Annotated in this window: 17 protein-coding genes; 10 read left to right on the forward strand and 7 right to left on the reverse strand. The window is 72.8% G+C overall.

The window, feature by feature from the left end:
• Positions 1–372: 372 nt before the first annotated feature.
• Positions 373–1,218 (reverse strand): transglutaminase family protein, encoded by an 846-nt coding sequence (locus tag ACWCPF_RS09520; RefSeq protein WP_451044411.1) that lies wholly within the window; start codon positions 1,216–1,218, stop codon positions 373–375.
• The gene (locus ACWCPF_RS09525) at positions 1,215–2,246 is read right to left on the reverse strand and encodes a GNAT family N-acetyltransferase (protein ID WP_451044576.1); all 1,032 of its coding nucleotides are present in this window, start codon (positions 2,244–2,246) and stop codon (positions 1,215–1,217) included. Before ACWCPF_RS09525 ends, ACWCPF_RS09520 begins: the two co-directional genes overlap by 4 nt.
• A gap of 140 nt (positions 2,247–2,386) precedes the next feature.
• On the opposite strand from ACWCPF_RS09525, the gene fdxA reads away from it, so the two are divergent.
• Positions 2,387–2,707: a ferredoxin gene (gene fdxA / locus ACWCPF_RS09530; RefSeq protein ID WP_007495984.1), complete on the forward strand. Its 321-nt coding sequence runs from the start codon at positions 2,387–2,389 to the stop codon at positions 2,705–2,707.
• A 113-nt stretch (positions 2,708–2,820) separates the two neighbouring features.
• Entirely contained in the window at positions 2,821–3,921 is a 1,101-nt protein-coding gene (locus ACWCPF_RS09535; RefSeq protein WP_451044412.1) for a bifunctional succinyldiaminopimelate transaminase/glutamate-prephenate aminotransferase, read from the forward strand.
• 234 nt (positions 3,922–4,155) lie between these two features.
• Here ACWCPF_RS09535 and ACWCPF_RS09540 read toward each other — a convergent pair whose 3' ends face one another.
• Both ACWCPF_RS09540 and ACWCPF_RS09545 read right to left on the reverse strand, forming a co-directional pair.
• Positions 4,156–4,605, reverse strand: coding sequence for an ATP-binding protein (locus tag ACWCPF_RS09540; RefSeq protein ID WP_451044413.1), 450 nt, complete (start codon positions 4,603–4,605; stop codon positions 4,156–4,158).
• Positions 4,606–4,919: 314 nt separating this feature from the next.
• Positions 4,920–5,879, reverse strand: coding sequence for a heavy metal transporter (locus ACWCPF_RS09545; protein ID WP_451044414.1), 960 nt, complete (start codon positions 5,877–5,879; stop codon positions 4,920–4,922).
• 94 nt (positions 5,880–5,973) lie between these two features.
• Here ACWCPF_RS09545 and dapE point away from each other — a divergent pair, with 94 nt between their 5' ends.
• The gene (gene dapE / locus ACWCPF_RS09550) at positions 5,974–7,053 is read left to right on the forward strand and encodes a succinyl-diaminopimelate desuccinylase (RefSeq protein ID WP_451044415.1); all 1,080 of its coding nucleotides are present in this window, start codon (positions 5,974–5,976) and stop codon (positions 7,051–7,053) included.
• A 109-nt stretch (positions 7,054–7,162) separates the two neighbouring features.
• Positions 7,163–7,921, forward strand: coding sequence for an LOG family protein (locus tag ACWCPF_RS09555; RefSeq protein ID WP_451044416.1), 759 nt, complete (start codon positions 7,163–7,165; stop codon positions 7,919–7,921).
• Between the two features lie 129 nt (positions 7,922–8,050).
• Here ACWCPF_RS09555 and folP read toward each other — a convergent pair whose 3' ends face one another.
• A complete protein-coding gene (folP, locus tag ACWCPF_RS09560; protein ID WP_451044417.1) occupies positions 8,051–8,911 on the reverse strand; it encodes a dihydropteroate synthase in 861 nt (286 codons plus the stop codon).
• Positions 8,912–9,041: 130 nt separating this feature from the next.
• On the opposite strand from folP, the gene ACWCPF_RS09565 reads away from it, so the two are divergent.
• The gene (locus ACWCPF_RS09565) at positions 9,042–9,386 is read left to right on the forward strand and encodes a DivIVA domain-containing protein (protein WP_451044577.1); all 345 of its coding nucleotides are present in this window, start codon (positions 9,042–9,044) and stop codon (positions 9,384–9,386) included.
• Positions 9,383–9,967, forward strand: coding sequence for a DNA-3-methyladenine glycosylase I (locus tag ACWCPF_RS09570; RefSeq protein ID WP_451044418.1), 585 nt, complete (start codon positions 9,383–9,385; stop codon positions 9,965–9,967). The genes ACWCPF_RS09565 and ACWCPF_RS09570 overlap by 4 nt, the downstream gene beginning before the upstream one ends.
• Before the next feature lie 111 nt (positions 9,968–10,078).
• Here ACWCPF_RS09570 and chcB read toward each other — a convergent pair whose 3' ends face one another.
• Positions 10,079–10,870 (reverse strand): 2-cyclohexenylcarbonyl CoA isomerase, encoded by a 792-nt coding sequence (chcB, locus tag ACWCPF_RS09575; RefSeq protein WP_451044419.1) that lies wholly within the window; start codon positions 10,868–10,870, stop codon positions 10,079–10,081.
• Positions 10,871–11,248: 378 nt separating this feature from the next.
• Between chcB and ACWCPF_RS09580 the strand changes: the two genes are divergently transcribed.
• Entirely contained in the window at positions 11,249–11,416 is a 168-nt protein-coding gene (locus ACWCPF_RS09580) for a DUF3117 domain-containing protein (RefSeq protein ID WP_003966491.1), read from the forward strand.
• Positions 11,417–11,645: 229 nt separating this feature from the next.
• Here ACWCPF_RS09580 and ACWCPF_RS09585 read toward each other — a convergent pair whose 3' ends face one another.
• On the reverse strand, positions 11,646–12,344 hold the full coding sequence (locus tag ACWCPF_RS09585; RefSeq protein WP_451044578.1) for an O-methyltransferase: 699 nt from the start codon (positions 12,342–12,344) through the stop codon (positions 11,646–11,648).
• A 235-nt stretch (positions 12,345–12,579) separates the two neighbouring features.
• On the opposite strand from ACWCPF_RS09585, the gene sigE reads away from it, so the two are divergent.
• The 3 genes from sigE to ACWCPF_RS09600 all read left to right on the forward strand — a co-directional run bounded on the left by sigE (position 12,580) and on the right by ACWCPF_RS09600 (position 16,224).
• Positions 12,580–13,293 (forward strand): RNA polymerase sigma factor SigE, encoded by a 714-nt coding sequence (gene sigE, locus ACWCPF_RS09590; protein WP_451044579.1) that lies wholly within the window; start codon positions 12,580–12,582, stop codon positions 13,291–13,293.
• Positions 13,290–14,303: an anti-sigma factor family protein gene (locus tag ACWCPF_RS09595; protein ID WP_451044420.1), complete on the forward strand. Its 1,014-nt coding sequence runs from the start codon at positions 13,290–13,292 to the stop codon at positions 14,301–14,303. The genes sigE and ACWCPF_RS09595 overlap by 4 nt, the downstream gene beginning before the upstream one ends.
• Before the next feature lie 112 nt (positions 14,304–14,415).
• Entirely contained in the window at positions 14,416–16,224 is a 1,809-nt protein-coding gene (locus ACWCPF_RS09600; RefSeq protein ID WP_451044421.1) for a trypsin-like peptidase domain-containing protein, read from the forward strand.
• Positions 16,225–16,267: the final 43 nt, after the last annotated feature.

Consider the following 16,267-nt stretch of genomic DNA (forward strand, 5'->3'; position numbering starts at 1 on the left):
CGGCCGGGCTCGGCCCCGCGGCCGGGCTCAGCCCTGCGACTGCGCTCAGCCCTGCGGTTGGGCTCAGCCCTGCGACTGCGCTCAGCCCCGCGGCCGGGCTCCGTCCTGCGGCCGGGCTCAGCCGCGCAGCTGTGCTCGGCTCCGCGGCCGGGCGCCGCCCTCTGGCCGGGCTCGGCCCCGCGACTGCGCTCGGCCCTGCGGCCGGGCTCCGTCCTGCGGCCGGGCTCAGCCACGCAGCTGTGCTCGACTCCGCGGCCGGGCTCCGTCCCGCGGCTGTGCTCGGCTCCGCGACTGCGCTCGGCCCCGCGGCCGGGCTCCGCCCCGCGACTGTGCTCAGCCCCGCGGCCGGGCTCAGCCCTGTAGTCAGGTCGCTCAGTTCAGCATTGCCCGTGCGGCGAAGGCCTCTTTTCGTACCCGTTCCGCGGTGCCCTCGTCCACGACCTCCACCAGGTCCGCGTAGTCCTCCAACTCCGCGGCCCCGCCCAGGAAATCGCCCCGCCGCACCAGCAACTGCCCCCGCTCGTACCGCAACCGGGCCGGGTGCGAGGGAATCATCAGCCCCAACTCCACCGCCCACAGGGCGACATCGGACCGCTCCGGCCGGGCCGCCGCCCACGCCCGGATGTTGTTCAGGATCCGCACGACGACGTCCAGCGGATCGGCCGGCGTCAGCATCGACGCCTCCAGCGGCGCGCCCGTGGCCCCGACCACCAGCGACCGGGTGTCCTCGCCCGTCAGCAGCCGCCCCCCGTCGAAGGGGTCGACCAGCACCTGCCGCTCCGGGTCCGCGGGCGGGCCGAACCCCACCACGAAGTGCCCCGGCAGCGCGACCCCGTACACCGGCGCCCCGGCCCGCCGCGCCACCTCCACCCACACCACCGACAGCAGGATCGGCAGCCCCCGCCGCCGCCTCAGCACCAGATGCAGCAGCGACGACTCCAGCCGGTCGTAGTCCGCCGCCGACCCGCGGAACCCGTACCCCTCGCCGAGCAGGTCCCGCAGCGCCACGGCCCACGCCCGCGGCCCGCCCGACGGCCGGTACGGCAGCTGCCCCGCCAGCCGGTCCAGCTCGATCTGCGCGGCGTCCAGCCCGGCCTCGTCCAGCTCGGCGTCCGCCTCGGCGCCGATCAGCAGACACAGCAGCGACAGATCGGGCCGCTCGGCCCGCACCTCCGCGCCGAACCGCCGTACCGCCTCGCCGCCCTCGAAGCCGCTCAACGTAGCTCCACCGACGGCCCGCGATAGTGGTGGTACGCGTGATGCGCCGCGAAGCCCATCCCCGCGTACAGCGCCCGCGCCCCCGCGTTCTCCTCCTCCACCTGCAGCCAGGCCGCCGACGCGCCCTCCGCCAGCGCCCGCCGGGCCAGCGCCGCCATCACGGCCGTGCCGAGCCCCCTGCGCCGCTGCGCCGGATCGACCTCGACGGCCCCGAACCCGGCCCACCGCCCGTCCACGACACACCGTCCGATGGCGGCCGGAGCCCCGCCCTCCGGTCCGGGCACGGAGGCGAACCAGACCGACGGCCCTCCGCCCAGCACCTTCAGGGCCACCTCGCTCACCCCCTTGCGCTGATACCGATCCAGCCACGCCGCGTCGGCCTCCCGGGCCAACACCACGCCCGCGGCCTCAGCCCCAGCCTCAGTCTCAGCCTCCGCCAGATCGGCGACCGGCGCCAGCGCCCCGACCCACAGCTCGGCCGTCACCTCCCGCACCCACCCCCGCCGCTCCAGCTCCGCGCACAGCGGTTCCTGCGCGCCCTCGGCCCCCGTCGCCGTCTGCACATAGGCGGGCAGCCCGCGCGCGCCGTACCAGCGCCGCACGACGTCCAGGGCCTCGTCGAGCGGGACCCCCGGCGCGCCGAGCGGCAGCACCGAGTTGGCCCGGCGCGTGTACCCGCCGGCGGCCCGCAGCTCCCACTCGCCGAGCCGCTCGCTCTCCACCGGCGGCCAGCCCCGTGCGGCCACCCGGGCGAGCTCCTCGTAGGAGGCGGCAGGGCCCCGACGGCGGGCCGGGGCGGCCGGCACGACCTTCCCGGCGACCAGCGAGGACTCGTCAATGCGGACGCTCTCGCCGCTCTTCCGTGTGATCGCGAGCACACCGTCGTCCCATGATGTGAGAACACCCACCGTGTCGGTGAATTTCCCCCCGGTGTCCCCAGGGTCGCTCAAGCGGCGCACCGAGACACGTTTGCCCACGTCAGCACTGGTGATACGGACCTCGAGGCGTCCGGCGGCCGAGATTTCCACAGGTCTGTTCACCCCTCCTGTTCGGATCATGCCCAAGAACGGAGATACTAGGGGCGGGCATCGACGACGCCGCGCTCCCGCGCGCCAGGCGGCGGAGCCTGAGGAGGCCCGCCAGCGCCCTATCGAGGAGGAACGACAGCGTGACCTACGTCATCGCGCAGCCTTGTGTCGACGTCAAGGACAAGGCGTGCATCGAGGAGTGCCCGGTCGACTGCATCTACGAGGGCCAGCGGTCCTTGTACATCCATCCGGACGAATGCGTCGACTGCGGCGCCTGTGAGCCGGTCTGCCCGGTCGAGGCGATCTTCTACGAGGACGACACTCCGGAGGAGTGGAAGGACTACTACAAGGCGAACGTCGAGTTCTTCGACGAGCTCGGCTCCCCCGGCGGCGCGAGCAAGCTGGGTCTGATCGAGCGCGACCACCCCTTCGTCGCCGCGCTGCCGCCGCAGGCCGAGTAATCCGCATCAGCGGTCCGCACCCCGTGCCGCCTCGGTCCCGTACGGCCTGATCGCCCTTGATCGCCGTACGGGACCGAGGCGTTTGCCGTACGTACGAAAGTGAGCCAGTCACCGTGTCCTCCGCAGTCTCCGACCGTCTCCCCGCCTTCCCCTGGGACAAACTGGAGCCGTACAAGAAGACGGCAGCAGCGCACCCGGACGGCATCGTCGACCTCTCCGTCGGCACCCCGGTCGACCCGGTCCCCGAGCTGATCCAGAAGGCGCTGATCGACGCGGCGGACTCCCCGGGCTACCCGACCGTCTGGGGCACCCCGGCGCTGCGCGACGCGATCACCGGCTGGCTGGAGCGCCGCCTGGGGGCCCGCGAGGTCACCCACCGGCACGTCCTGCCGATCGTCGGCTCCAAGGAACTCGTGGCCTGGCTCCCGACCCAGCTGGGCCTCGGCCCCGGCGACAAGGTGGCCTACCCGCGCCTGGCGTACCCGACGTACGAGGTGGGCGCGCGCCTGGCCCGCGCCGAGCACGAGGTCTACGACGACCCGACGGCCCTGGACCCCACGAACCTCAAGCTCCTGTGGCTGAACTCCCCGTCCAACCCGACGGGCCGGGTCCTGTCGAAGGCGGAGCTGACCCGGACCGTCGCGTGGGCCCGCGAGCACGGCGTGCTGCTGTTCTCCGACGAGTGCTACCTGGAACTGGGCTGGGAGGCCGACCCGGTCTCGGTCCTGCACCCGGAGGTCAACGGCGGCTCGTACGAGGGCATCGTCTCGGTGCACTCCCTGTCGAAGCGCTCGAACCTGGCCGGCTACCGGGCGGCCTTCCTGGCGGGCGACCCGGCCGTCCTGGGCCCGCTGCTGGAGATCCGCAAGCACGGCGGCATGATGACGTCCGCGCCCACCCAGGCGGCGGTCGTCGCGGCGCTGGGCGACGACGCCCACGTCCGCGAGCAGCGCGAACGCTACGCGGCCCGCCGCGCGCTCCTGCGCGAGGCGCTCGTGTCCCACGGCTTCCGCATCGAGCACAGCGAGGCCAGCCTCTACCTCTGGGCCACGAGGGACGAGTCCTGCTGGACGACGGTCGCCCACCTGGCCGACCGAGGCATCCTGGTGGCCCCGGGCGACTTCTACGGCGAGGCCGGCGACACCTTCGTCCGCGTGGCCCTGACGGCGACGGACGAGCGGGTGGCGGCGGCGGTCGAGCGCCTGGCGCGCTGAGCGGGGCGGGCAAGGTCGGCGGCGGTTCGGCAGCGCCCTGAAAGGGCGCGGGGCGCTGACATATGCGGCTCCGCCGCGCGGGAGCGACCGGCCACGACGGCGCCGCAGCGCAATGACGGCACCTCGCGGCACTTCCAGCGGAGCGCTCAGTCCGCGCCCGCACATGGTGCGGCGGGGCCCGGGGAGATCCCCGGGCCCCGCCGCTCTGTGCGCTTGTGCTGCTGTGGGCGTGGCTCAGCCGAGGGGCAGGCCCTTGACCGGCAGGGTCTCCGCGCCCGGCAGCCCGCCCTTGGTGAGTGAGTCCGTCGGCAGCCCGCCCTTCGTGGCGGTCGACGCGGTGTCCCCGAGGACGTCCCCGGCGGAGCCCGCCGCCTCGCCGGCCGTCTTCTGCGCCGCGGGCGCGGCCTTCTTCACCGCCTTGCCGCCGGTCTTGCCCGCGGTCGGCACCGCCTGCTTGACGGCCTTGCCGCCGGTCTCACCCGCGAGGCCGGTGACGTTCTGCGCCGCGCCGTCGACCGTGTTGCCGACGCCCGCCGCGTCCAGGGCGGTCAGACCGCCCAGGCTCGGAGCGGCGGGAAGGCCGGTGGCCGCACCGGCGGAGCCGGCCGCACCGACCCCGGCGGCCGCTCCTGCAGCGACGAGCAGCGCGGCACGGGCGATCCGGCGGGTCAGGGGGAGGGACATGGTGCTCCTTCGACGGGAGAGAACTAAGGACTGTCTGTCCGGGCCCGGACGCAGTGACTACCGCTCGAAGCCCGCGAAGGTTGCGCACGGCCGACGTAAAGAGTTGGCAATGCGTCGCATTATCGGCTGTGGATAAAAACGGGCAAAAGTGTCCCGATGTGAAAGTCCGTCAAACCCCCGCAGCCCTTTGTTCGCAAGGGTCCGCCCGGATACGAGGGTGACGGCGCGAAAACCTGAGCACCCGGCCGCCCGGCCGCCCCGCACATGACCCGCCCGGGTGAAGACCCGCACTGCTGCGCGGTCGACGCCTCGGATTACTGCGCGGTGAGGATCCGCACGCTGTCGCCGCCGCCGACCGCCGAGCCGCCGACGGCCTCCGCGTTGGTCGAACCGGTCGCCCGCCACTGGCTGCCGCTGTTCCCGGAGATCCACACCCGGCCGGCGTAGGAGACGCGCTCGATGCGCAGCGCCGTGGCGTTGGCCACCGCCCAGTGCGCCAGCTGCCAGCCGCGCTCGCCGACGCTGCGTCCGTCGGCGGTGGTGTCCTCGGTCACCGGCAGCGTCACGGTCCGCCCGCCGCTCTGGGCGGCCGGCGGGGCCGTGTCCTTGTCGGTCTTCTCGTCGGCGACCCGGCCGAAGTCCCGGGCCAGCGCCGCCTGCACCGCGGCCGGGCCGGTGGTCGTCGTGGGTTCCGAGCGGCCGTCGCAGGTCAGCGCGGCCGCCGAGGTCCCGGTGAGCGCGGCGGCCAGCGCGGTGGCGTCCGCCTCGTGCTTGGCGTACGCCTCCGGGTAGCCGCTGCGCTGCACACGCTGCGCGGCGACCGTGAGCGGGAGTTCGGCGTAGTCGTCGATCTTGGCGAGGTGCTCGTAGAAGATGTTCGCCGAGTATGCGGGGTCCGTGACCTGTTTCACGGTGCCCCAGCCCTGCGAGGGCCGCTGCTGGAACAGCCCGAGCGAGTCCCGGTCGCCGTGCGTGAGGTTGCGCAGCGCCGACTCCTGGAGGGAGGTCGCGAGCGCGATGGCGACGGCCCGCTCGGGCATCGCCCGGTCGGTGCCGACGGCGGCGATCGTGGCCGCGTTCACCGCCTGCTCCGGCGTGAACTCGTACGTCTTCCCGGTGCCGTCGCCGGAAACGACTCTGCAGCCCGGATCTCCCGTGCCACCGGCGACGTACTGCACCACGACATAGCCCGCGAGGGCGGACAGGACCACGCAGGCCGCCCCGAAACGGAGGAGGCGGCCGCGGCGCTTGGAAGAGGGGGACTGCTTCGGCACGCGTACAACGTACTGGAGACTACTGAGGAGTAGGAGTCTCTTGCGCACAGCGGGCAAGAGCGATGCCGACAACTGGCGCGTTAGGGTCGACGGCATGGCCGACACCCCGCTTGACCTCACTCTGGATGCCGCTGTCCTCACCGCGCGGCTCGTCGACTTCCGTTCGGAGAGCGGCGCCGAGAAGCCGCTCGCGGACGCGATTGAGAACGCCCTGAGCGCGTTGCCGCACCTCACGGTGGACCGCTACGGCAACAACGTGATCGCCCGCACGAACCTGGGGCGGGCGGAGCGCGTGGTCCTGGCCGGCCACATCGACACGGTCCCGATCGCGGACAACGTCCCCTCGCGGCTCGACGAGGACGGGGTGCTCTGGGGCTGCGGCACCTGCGACATGAAGTCGGGGGTGGCGGTGCAGCTGCGCATCGCGGCCACGGTCCCGCAGCCCAACCGCGACCTGACGTTCGTCTTCTACGACAACGAGGAGGTCGCCGCCGACCTCAACGGCCTCAAGCATGTGGCCGAGGCCCACCCGGAGTGGCTGGCGGGCGACTTCGCGGTCCTCCTCGAACCCTCCGACGGCCAGGTCGAGGGCGGCTGCCAGGGCACCCTGCGGGTCCTGCTGAGGACGAAGGGCGAGCGGGCCCACTCGGCGCGCGGCTGGATGGGCTCCAACGCCATCCACGCCGCCGCCCCGATCCTGGCCCGGCTGGCCGCCTACGAGCCGCGCCGTCCGGTCATCGACGGCCTGGAGTACCGCGAGGGCCTCAACGCGGTCGGCATCACGGGCGGGGTGGCCGGCAACGTCATCCCGGACGAGTGCGTCGTCACCGTCAACTTCCGCTACGCGCCGGACCGCAGCGCCGAGGACGCCGTCGCGCACGTCCGCGAGGTCTTCGCCGACTGCGGGGTCGAGGAGTTCACGGTCGACGACCACAGCCCCGCCGCCCTCCCCGGCCTCTCCCACCCCGCCGCGGCGGCCTTCATCAAGGCGGTGGGCGGCACCCCGATGCCCAAGTACGGCTGGACGGACGTCAGCCGCTTCTCCTCGCTGGGCGTGCCCGCGGTCAACTACGGCCCCGGCAACCCGCACTTGGCGCACAAGCGGGACGAACGCGTCGAGACGGCCAAGATCCTGGCGGGCGAGGAGCGCCTGCGGACCTGGCTGACGCTCTGAGGGGACGTTCGGCGCGGCGCCGCTTCATCGCGGACACGCCGACGTCCCCCGCACGTAACCGGCGTAGATCTACGCTGAGCTGGAACCACTGCAAGCGGAGGGAGCTCACATGGCTACAGGGAACCCCGAGGGCAAGAAGCAGCCACCGGAGGAACAGCGCCTGGGACCTGTCCTCCGGAGGCGGGGTCAGGTCACGGCGAGCACGACCGACCAGCGCCTGCTGGACGCCGGCGGACCGTCGGACTGGGTCCACACGGACCCCTGGCGGGTCCTGCGCATCCAGTCGGAGTTCATCGAAGGCTTCGGCACTCTCGCCGAACTCCCGCCCGCCATCAGCGTGTTCGGCTCCGCCCGCACACGGGCGGACTCCCCGGAGTACGAGGCGGGCGTCCGGCTGGGCAGCGCCCTGGTCGACGCCGGCTGGGCCGTCATCACGGGCGGCGGTCCGGGCGCGATGGAGGCGGCCAACAAGGGTGCGTGCGAGGCGGGCGGCATCTCCGTCGGCCTCGGCATCGAGCTCCCCTTCGAGCAGGGCCTCAACCCGTACGTCGACATCGGCCTCAACTTCCGCTACTTCTTCGTGCGGAAGATGATGTTCGTGAAGTACGCGCAGGGCTTCGTGGTCCTGCCCGGCGGCCTCGGCACCCTGGACGAACTCTTCGAGGCGCTCACCCTCGTCCAGACCCAGAAGGTCACCCGCTTCCCGATCGTCCTCTTCGGCACGGAGTACTGGGGCGGGCTCATCGACTGGCTGAAGAACACCCTGATCGCCCAGGGCAAGGCCTCCGAGAAGGACCTCCTCCTGTTCCACATCACGGACGACGTGGAGGAAGCGGTCGCCCTGGTCTCGAAGGAAGCGGGCCGCTAGGGCTGTCGGATGCCTTGCGAACGCCGGGCGGGTGTCTGTCTTTCAGCCCGTCCGGCGTTTGAGGACGAGGCCCCTTCAGGGCCGATCGGGGGTCCAGCGGGCGGAGCCCCCTGGTACGGCGCGTGCGGCCTACGCGAGCCCCCGTCGCGCCACCGCCGGAGGCCGATGCCCGGCGATGGACGCGACCATGTCCAGCACCTGCCGGGTCTCGGCCACCTCGTGCACCCGGTACACCTGCGCCCCCAGCCACGCCGACACCGCCGTCGTCGCCAGGGTCCCCACCACCCGCTCCTTCACGGGCCGGTCCAACGTCTCCCCGACGAAGTCCTTGTTGGACAGCGACACGAGCACCGGCCAGCCCGTCTCCACCATCTCCCCGAGCCGCCGGGTCGCCTCCAGGCTGTGCCGGGTGTTCTTCCCGAAGTCGTGCCCCGGATCGATCATGATCGACTCCCGCGGCACGCCCAGCGCCGCCGCCCGCTCCGCGAGCCCCACGGTCACGCCCAGGATGTCGGCCATGACGTCGTCGTACGCCACCCGGTGCGGACGCGTCCGCGGCTGCGCGCCCCCCGCGTGCGTGCACACCAGCCCCACCCGGTAGCGCGCCGCGACCTCCGCCAGCCCCGGATCCACCCCGCCCCACGCGTCGTTCAGCAGATCCGCGCCCGCCTCGCAGACCGCCTCCCCGACCTCCGCGCGCCAGGTGTCCACGCTGATGATCACGTCCGGGAAGCGCCGTCGGACCTCGGCCACGAAGCCGACGGTCCGCCGGGCCTCCTCCCGCGCCGTCACCTCTTCGCCGGGCCCGGCCTTGACCCCGCCGATGTCGATCACGGCCGCGCCCTCCGCCACCGCCTGCTCCACGCGCGCGAGGGCCGGCTCGTCGCGGAAGGTCGCCCCCTGGTCGTAGAAGGAGTCCGGGGTCCGGTTCACGATCGCCATGATCACCGGCTCGTGCGCGCCGAATTCCCGCCTGCCCAGCCTGAGCATCCCCTGTGACCTCTCCTAGTACGACCTGCACTTCCACCGCCTGCGACCCTAACTGTCGGACCCGCATGGCACGATCGGACCCACACACATCCACTCCGAGCACACCGAGCGTGGGGGCCCACCGATGGTTATGTTCTTGTTCCTGGTCATCGCGCTCGCCGTCGTGGTCGCCGCGGTGACCCTCGCCGTGGTGGGCGGCGGCGAGGGCACCGGCCCGTTGCCGGAGGTCGCCCCCGAGCGGCTGCACGACCCGCTGCCCCCGGACCGCGCGGTCGACCGGGCCGACATCGACCGCCTCCGCTTCCCGCTGGCCGCCCGCGGCTACCGCATGGCGGACGTGGACGACGCCCTCAACCGCATCGCCGCCGAACTCGCCGAGCGCGACGCCCGCATCGCCGACCTGGAGTCCGCCCTGTCCGGGGCGCACACCTCGGCCGTCTCCTTCGAGAAGCCCGAGCCCGAGGACCACCGGTGAGCGACGGCACGGCCCTCCCGGGCGAGGACGGCGCGCTGCGCTGCCCCTGGGCCCTGTCCACGCCGGACTACGTGACCTACCACGACGAGGAGTGGGGCCGCCCGGTCCACGGCGACGACGCGCTCTTCGAACGCCTCAGCCTGGAGGCCTTCCAGTCCGGCCTCTCCTGGATCACGATCCTGCGCCGCCGCCCCGGCTTCCGCACCGCCTTCGCCGACTTCAAGATCGCCTCGGTGGCCGGCTTCACCGACGAGGACCGCGAACGCCTGCTCGCCGACCCGGGCATCATCCGCAACCGGGCCAAGATCGACGCCACCCTCGCCAACGCCCGGCTGCTGGCCGACTGGGCCCCGGGCGACCTGGACGAACTGATCTGGTCCCACGCCCCGGACACGGCGGCCCGCCCCGCCCCGAAGACCCTCGCCGACGTCCCGGCCGTGACCGACGAGTCGACCGCCTTGTCGAAGGCGCTGAAGAAGCGCGGCGTACGGTTCGTCGGCCCCACGACGGCCTACGCGTTGATGCAGGCGTGCGGCTTGGTCAACGACCACCTGGCAGCGTGCGTGAGCAGACCTGGCTAAGCAGGTCGGCGGCGGTTCGGCAGCGCCCTGAAGGGGCGCGGGGCGCTGACATGTGCGGCTCCGCCGCGCGGGCCCGACCAGCTACGACGGCGCCGCAGCCGCCGGGGATGCTCAGCGTCCCAAGTACTTGGGCGTCTCCTTGTCGATGAACGCCTGCACCGCGATCCCGTGGTCCTCGGACGCCCCGGCCCGGGTCTGCAGCTCGTCCTCCTTCTCCAGCGTCTCCGCCAGCGAGTGGGAGAACCCGTACGCGACGGCCTCCTTGATCGCCGCGTACGCCACCGTCGGCCCCGCGGCCAGGGCGCGGGCCACCTTCTCGCCCTCGGCGCGCAGCTCCGCCGACGGAACGACCCGGTTCGCGATCCCCAGCTCGTACGCCTCCTGCGCCTTGACGCTGCGCGGGAACAGCAGCAGATCGGCGGCCCGCCCGGGGCCGATCACCCGGGGCAGGGTCCAGGACACCCCGGAGTCGGCGGTCAGCGCGACACCCGCGAACGAGGTGTTGAAGGACGCCGTGTCGGCCACGACCCGGTAGTCCGCGGCCAGCGCGAACCCGAATCCCGCGCCGGCGGCGACCCCGTTCACCGCGGCGACCACCGGCTTCCGTGCCTCCGTCAGCGCCCGCACGATCGGGTTGTAGTGCTCCTTGACCGTGCTCATGACCTGCCCCGAGCCCTCGGCCAGCAGCCCGATGTGCTCCTTGAGGTCCTGCCCCACGCAGAACGCCCGCTCACCCGCGGCGGTCAGCAGCACGGCCCGTACGGCGTCGTCGGCCGCCGCGGACCCGACCGCGTCCCGAAGGGCGACCTTGGTCGCGATGTTCAGCGCGTTCATCGCCTCCGGGCGGTTCAGCGTGATCGTCGCGAGTCCGTCGCTCACCTCGTAGAGCACGGTGTCGGCCATGGCGTTTCCCCTCCGTGTCGCGGCTCCGACGTACTACTGGTCGGTACGTCCGGTGTACGAGGACAGCATGGCGGAGATCGCCGTCCGCGGACCGGACCCGACATGTGACCTGCGTCAAAGAATCCGGGACGGATTCCGGGCGGGGGAAGTGCGTGCGGCGGCGAAGTATCGCAGTCACATCGCCGAATTGAGTGGTTTTGCTCGCGCGCGTTGCCCAAGCGATGCCGACTGATGTTGGTCATCGGGTCCTGAGATGCGGGATAATGGCTTGGAAGCAATGTGTTCGATGCCGGTGTCGCGTGTCCCACGCTGGACTGCGGCTGCCCTCCACGGGCCGTCGGCTTTGGCGATGAGCTGGTTTCAGGAAGGGGAACGAGCATGGCGGCCATGAAGCCGCGGACGGGTGATGGCCCGCTCGAGGTGACCAAGGAGGGGCGGGGCATCGTCATGCGCGTTCCGCTCGAAGGCGGCGGGCGGCTCGTCGTCGAGCTGACCCCTGACGAGGCCGACGCGCTCGGCGACGCCCTCAAGAAGGTCGTCGGCTGACGCGCAAGCGACCCTGTTCTTTCGACCGCTCCGGCACCCTTCGGGATGCCGGAGCGGTTGTTTTTCCACGTTTCGCCTAAGCGCCCCGAAGGGGCGCGAGGCGCTGACATATGCGGCTCCGCCGCGGTGGGGGTCCCCCCGCTCGAGCGGAGCCGAGAGTGGGGGAGCGACCAGCCACGACGGCGCGGCAGCCGAACGACGGCACATCGCGGCAGGCCCAGTGCAGCGCTCAGCGCTTGACCGCGCACAGCAGGCCGTCGCCCACCGGGAGCAGCGACGGCACCAGCTCCTGGCTCTCGCGCACCGCCCGCAGCAGTTCCCGGATCCTTATGACCTCGGTGGGCTGCGGCCCCGAATCCACCGTGCGGCCGTTGGCGAAGACGCCCTCGAAGACGACCAGCCCGCCCGGACGCAGCAGGCGCAACGATTCAGCGAGGTAGTCCATCAGCTCCAGCCGGTCGCCGTCGCAGAAGACCAGGTCATAGCCCGCGTCCGCGAGGCGGGGCAGGACGTCCAGGGCGCGGCCCGGGATGAAGCGGGCCCGGTTGCTGGCGAAACCGCAGGCACGGAAGGCCTGCCGGGCGAACTGCTGGTGCTCCGGCTCGGGGTCGACGGTCGTCAGGACGCCGTCCGGGCGCATCCCGTACAGCAGGTGGATCCCGGAGACGCCGGTGCCGGTACCGATCTCCGCGACCGCCTTCGCGTCCACGGTGGCGGCGAGCATCCGCAGGGCTGCGCCCGTGCTGGGCGACACCGAGCGCAGCCCTGCGTCGCGGGCCCGGTCACGGGCCCAGAGCAGCGCTTCGTCCTCGGCGGCATAGGCGTCGGCGAACGCCCAGCTTGCCTGCCGGTTGCCGGTAATGACCCTCTCCTGTCCCCGTGGTTGCCTCGGCGTGACTGTATCCGTTGCCGCCGGGAACCCGCAGATGGGACCGCGCGTTTGAAGGGGTGTGAACGATGACGGGGGGACACAGTTGGATCACGATGAAGGACCGGGTGTCGAGCAAGTGCTGACGCAGCCGTATGAGCCGTATCAGCCCAGATCAATTTCTCGTAAAACCGCTTATCCGGAGCTAACGGGCGAGGTGGCTATGGTAGGGGCTCCACTGGACACCACCAGAGCCGACAGGGGAGGTGCGGCTGCGCCTGTGGATCGGGGAGGAGTGCTGCGGCGCTTTCTCGGTTCGGCAGGCAAGCCGAAATCCGTGAACGACACCGCTGCTGACCCCAGCCACGCCGCCGGCCTCGCCGACGGCCCAGCCCAGACCGCGACTTTCTCCACCGACGCGGACGGGCAGGCCTGGACTCCGCCCACGTGGGAGGAGATCGTCAGCATGCACAGCGGCCGGGTCTACCGGCTCGCCTACCGTCTGACCGGCAACCAGCACGACGCCGAGGATCTCACCCAAGAGGTCTTCGTCCGTGTCTTCCGTTCCCTGTCGACGTACACGCCGGGCACGTTCGAGGGCTGGCTGCACCGCATCACCACCAACCTCTTCCTGGACATGGTCCGCCGCAAGCAGCGCATCCGCTTCGACGCGCTGGGCGACGACGCCGCCGAGCGGCTGCCCAGCAAGGAGCCCAACCCGCAGCAGGTCTTCAACGACGCCCACTTCGACGCGGACGTCCAGCAGGCCCTCGACACCCTCGCGCCCGAGTTCCGCGCCGCGGTCGTCCTCTGCGACATCGAAGGCCTGTCCTACGAGGAGATCGCCGCGACCCTGGGCGTCAAGCTGGGCACGGTCCGCTCGCGCATCCACCGCGGCCGTTCCCAGCTGCGCAAGGCCCTCGCGCACCGCTCGCCCGAGGCACGCGCGGAGCGACGCTCCTTCGTGCCCCGCGTGCCCGCACTGGGAGGAGGGGGCGCGACCGCGTGAGTGGAACCGGATCCCGAAACAACGCAGCCGAGAGGCTCCTCGCGGAGCAGCATCTCGGTGACCGGCTCTCGGCCCTGGTGGACGGCGAGCTCGGTCATGACACCCGTGAGCGGGTGCTGGCGCATGTGGCGACCTGCCCCAAGTGCAAGTCGGAGGTCGACGCGCAGCGCCGGCTGAAGAACGTCTTCGCGGAAGTGGCCCCACCGGCCCCCTCGGAGAGCTTCCTGGCCCGTCTCCAGGGGCTTCCCGGGGGCGGCGACCCCGGCGACGGCGGCAGCCCGCTGGGCGGCGGAGCGTTCGGCGAGGGACTCCCCGGCGGAGTCTTCGGAATGAGAGGCGGCAGACGGGACGAGCCGTTCGAGTTCGGCTATGTGCCCGCCCGCGACCACGGCTCCGTCCTGGCACCCGCCTCGGAGCGGGGTTTCCGCATCCACCCCGTCGGCCGAGGCGGCGACCGCGGCGACACCGAGCGCTCGCGCAGCATGCGGTTCGCGTTCGTCGCCGCCGGCGCGGTGTCGCTCGCCGCGATCGCTCTGGGCGGCATGACCACCGTCGCCCCGATCGACACGACCGCGGACGGCCGTGGCGGCTCGGGCTCCGGGAGCAATGTGACGCCGGCCCGCACGCCGGGCTCGGGCACGGGTTCCTCGACCGCGCAGGACAACCAGCGCCGTCGCGCCGTCGGCCCGCTGCTCTCCCAGAGCGGCCACCTCGGCGACACCCCGGTGGCCCCGACCGAGGTGTCCGCGCCGCTGCTGCCCGGTGTGCCCGCGCCGGCCGACCGCCAGTTCGAGCAGGCCCTGCACCGGCTCACCACGCCCATGGTGGCCGGCGCGGCCGTCATGTCCCCGCTGATACGGCCGCTCGGCACCCACCCGCCGATCCCGCTGACCGCGCTCTCCGCGTGGACCAACGGGGTCGAGGCCACCGCGCCCGGTCTGCTCGCCGCACCCGTCCCCGACGCCACCTCCGCTCCCAGCGACTCGCCCACCTCGCAGAACACCCGCTGACCCGGGCCCTGCGCCGCTCCGCCGTGAACCTGGTTGAATCCAGGGTGGACCGCGCCTTGCCTGGAGTCAGCCGGGCCGCTCGGTGCGGCGGGGGCTCGAGCGTGGGGAGAGCATGGACGAGGGGAAGCCCACGAGGGCGAAATGGTGGAGCCGGCCTCGACCGCAGGCGTCCTCGGAGCAACAGAGCCCCGCGGACCCGGGTCCGGAAACGGCCACGAGCCCACCCGCTCCCACAGCCGAGGGCGACTTCGAACTGGCCCGCCCGACGCCCGCGGAGCCCGCGTCCGAGCCGGCCGGGTCGGAAACCGGTGCAGCGGGTCTCGTCGCGGCCGGTTCGGGCCAGTCCGTGGTTCAGGACGGTGCGGGTTTCGCCGAGGCGGTTCCCGCGGGGCCGGGGGCGGGGGCGGTCGCCGGCGAGCGTCCCAAGCCGTTGCACGATCCCGACCCCTACAGCACCCCGCCGTACGGCGAGCCGGGCCCCTGGGCGCCCGCGCCGCCCGTCCAGCACCCGGCGGTCACACCCGCGCACGGCACCGCGCTGCCCCCGCCGGCCCCCGCACCCGTTGCCGGTCCTGTTCCCATTCCTCCTCCTGTTCCGGGTCCCGTTCCTCCTGTGATCCCGCCGCAGGCCGTCCACGGCCCGCCCGCGGCGCCCCTGATACCGCAGCAGTCCACGGCCGAACCCGTCGATCCCTGGCGGCGCTACGACCCCTGGGCCCCCGCCCCGCTCGCCGGGGCGCAGGGGGCCGAGATCGTCGTCGGCGGGCCGTTCCAGCAGACCGGGGCCGGGGTGGACACCGAGGCCGAGCGGCGCAGGCAGGTGCGGCGGAGGCTGGCCGGGGGCGCTCTGGCCCTCGCGCTGGTCTCCGGCGGGCTCGGCGGGGCCGTGGGCACCTATCTGGAGCGCAACGGCGGGCTGAACCCCGTACGGCTGCCGCAGGCCTCCGCGGAGCCCACCGGGCGGGCCGCGGACAGCGTGGCCGGGATCGCCGCGCGGGCCCTGCCCAGCGTCGTGACGCTGCATGTCAGCGGGAGCGACGAGTCCGGCACCGGAACCGGCTTCGTGCTCGACACGCGCGGCTACATCCTCACCAACAACCACGTCGTCGAGCCCGCCGGAAACGACGGCGAGATATCCGTCGTCTTCAACGGGGGCCAGACCGCCGACGCCGAGGTCGTCGGCCGGGACAGCGGCTACGACCTCGCCGTGGTGCGGGTGACCGGGGTGAAGGGCCTGCAGCCCCTCAGGCTCGGCAACTCCGACAACGTCCGGGTCGGCGATCCGGTCGTCGCCATCGGCGCCCCCTTCGACCTGGAGGGCACCGTCACCTCCGGGATCATCAGCGCCAGGGAACGGCCGGTCGTCGCCGGAGGCGAGAGAGGGGACGGCAGCGACGTGTCGTACGTGGACGCCCTGCAGACCGACGCGCCGATCAACCCCGGCAACTCCGGCGGCCCCCTCCTCGACGCGCGGGGCCAGGTCATCGGCATCAACTCCGCGATCCGCTCCGCCGCCGACGGCACCGACTCCGACAGCGCCCAGGCCGGTTCGATCGGCCTCGGTTTCGCCATCCCGATCAACCAGGGCAAGCGCGTCGCCGAGGAGCTGATCAACAACGGCAAGGCGACCCACCCGGTCATCGGCATCACCCTCGACCTGGACTACGCCGGGGACGGCGCCCGGGTCAGCGTGGCCGGCGGGGAGGCGGGCGCGCCGGTCACCGCGGGCGGCCCCGGCGACCGGGCCGGCATCCGGGCCGGAGACGTCGTCACGGAGGTCGACGGACAGCGCATCCACTCCGGTGAGGAGCTGATCGTCAAGACCCGCGCCCACCGCCCCGGCGACCGCCTGGAACTGACGATCCAGCGCGACGGGCGCGAACGGACGCTCACCCTGGTCCTGGGCTCGTCCGACGGCTAGAAGTCGTCGGGCCGATCCGGCCGGGGCGCTGCCAGCCCACACC

This window comes from Streptomyces sp. NPDC001858 (assembly GCF_053594615.1).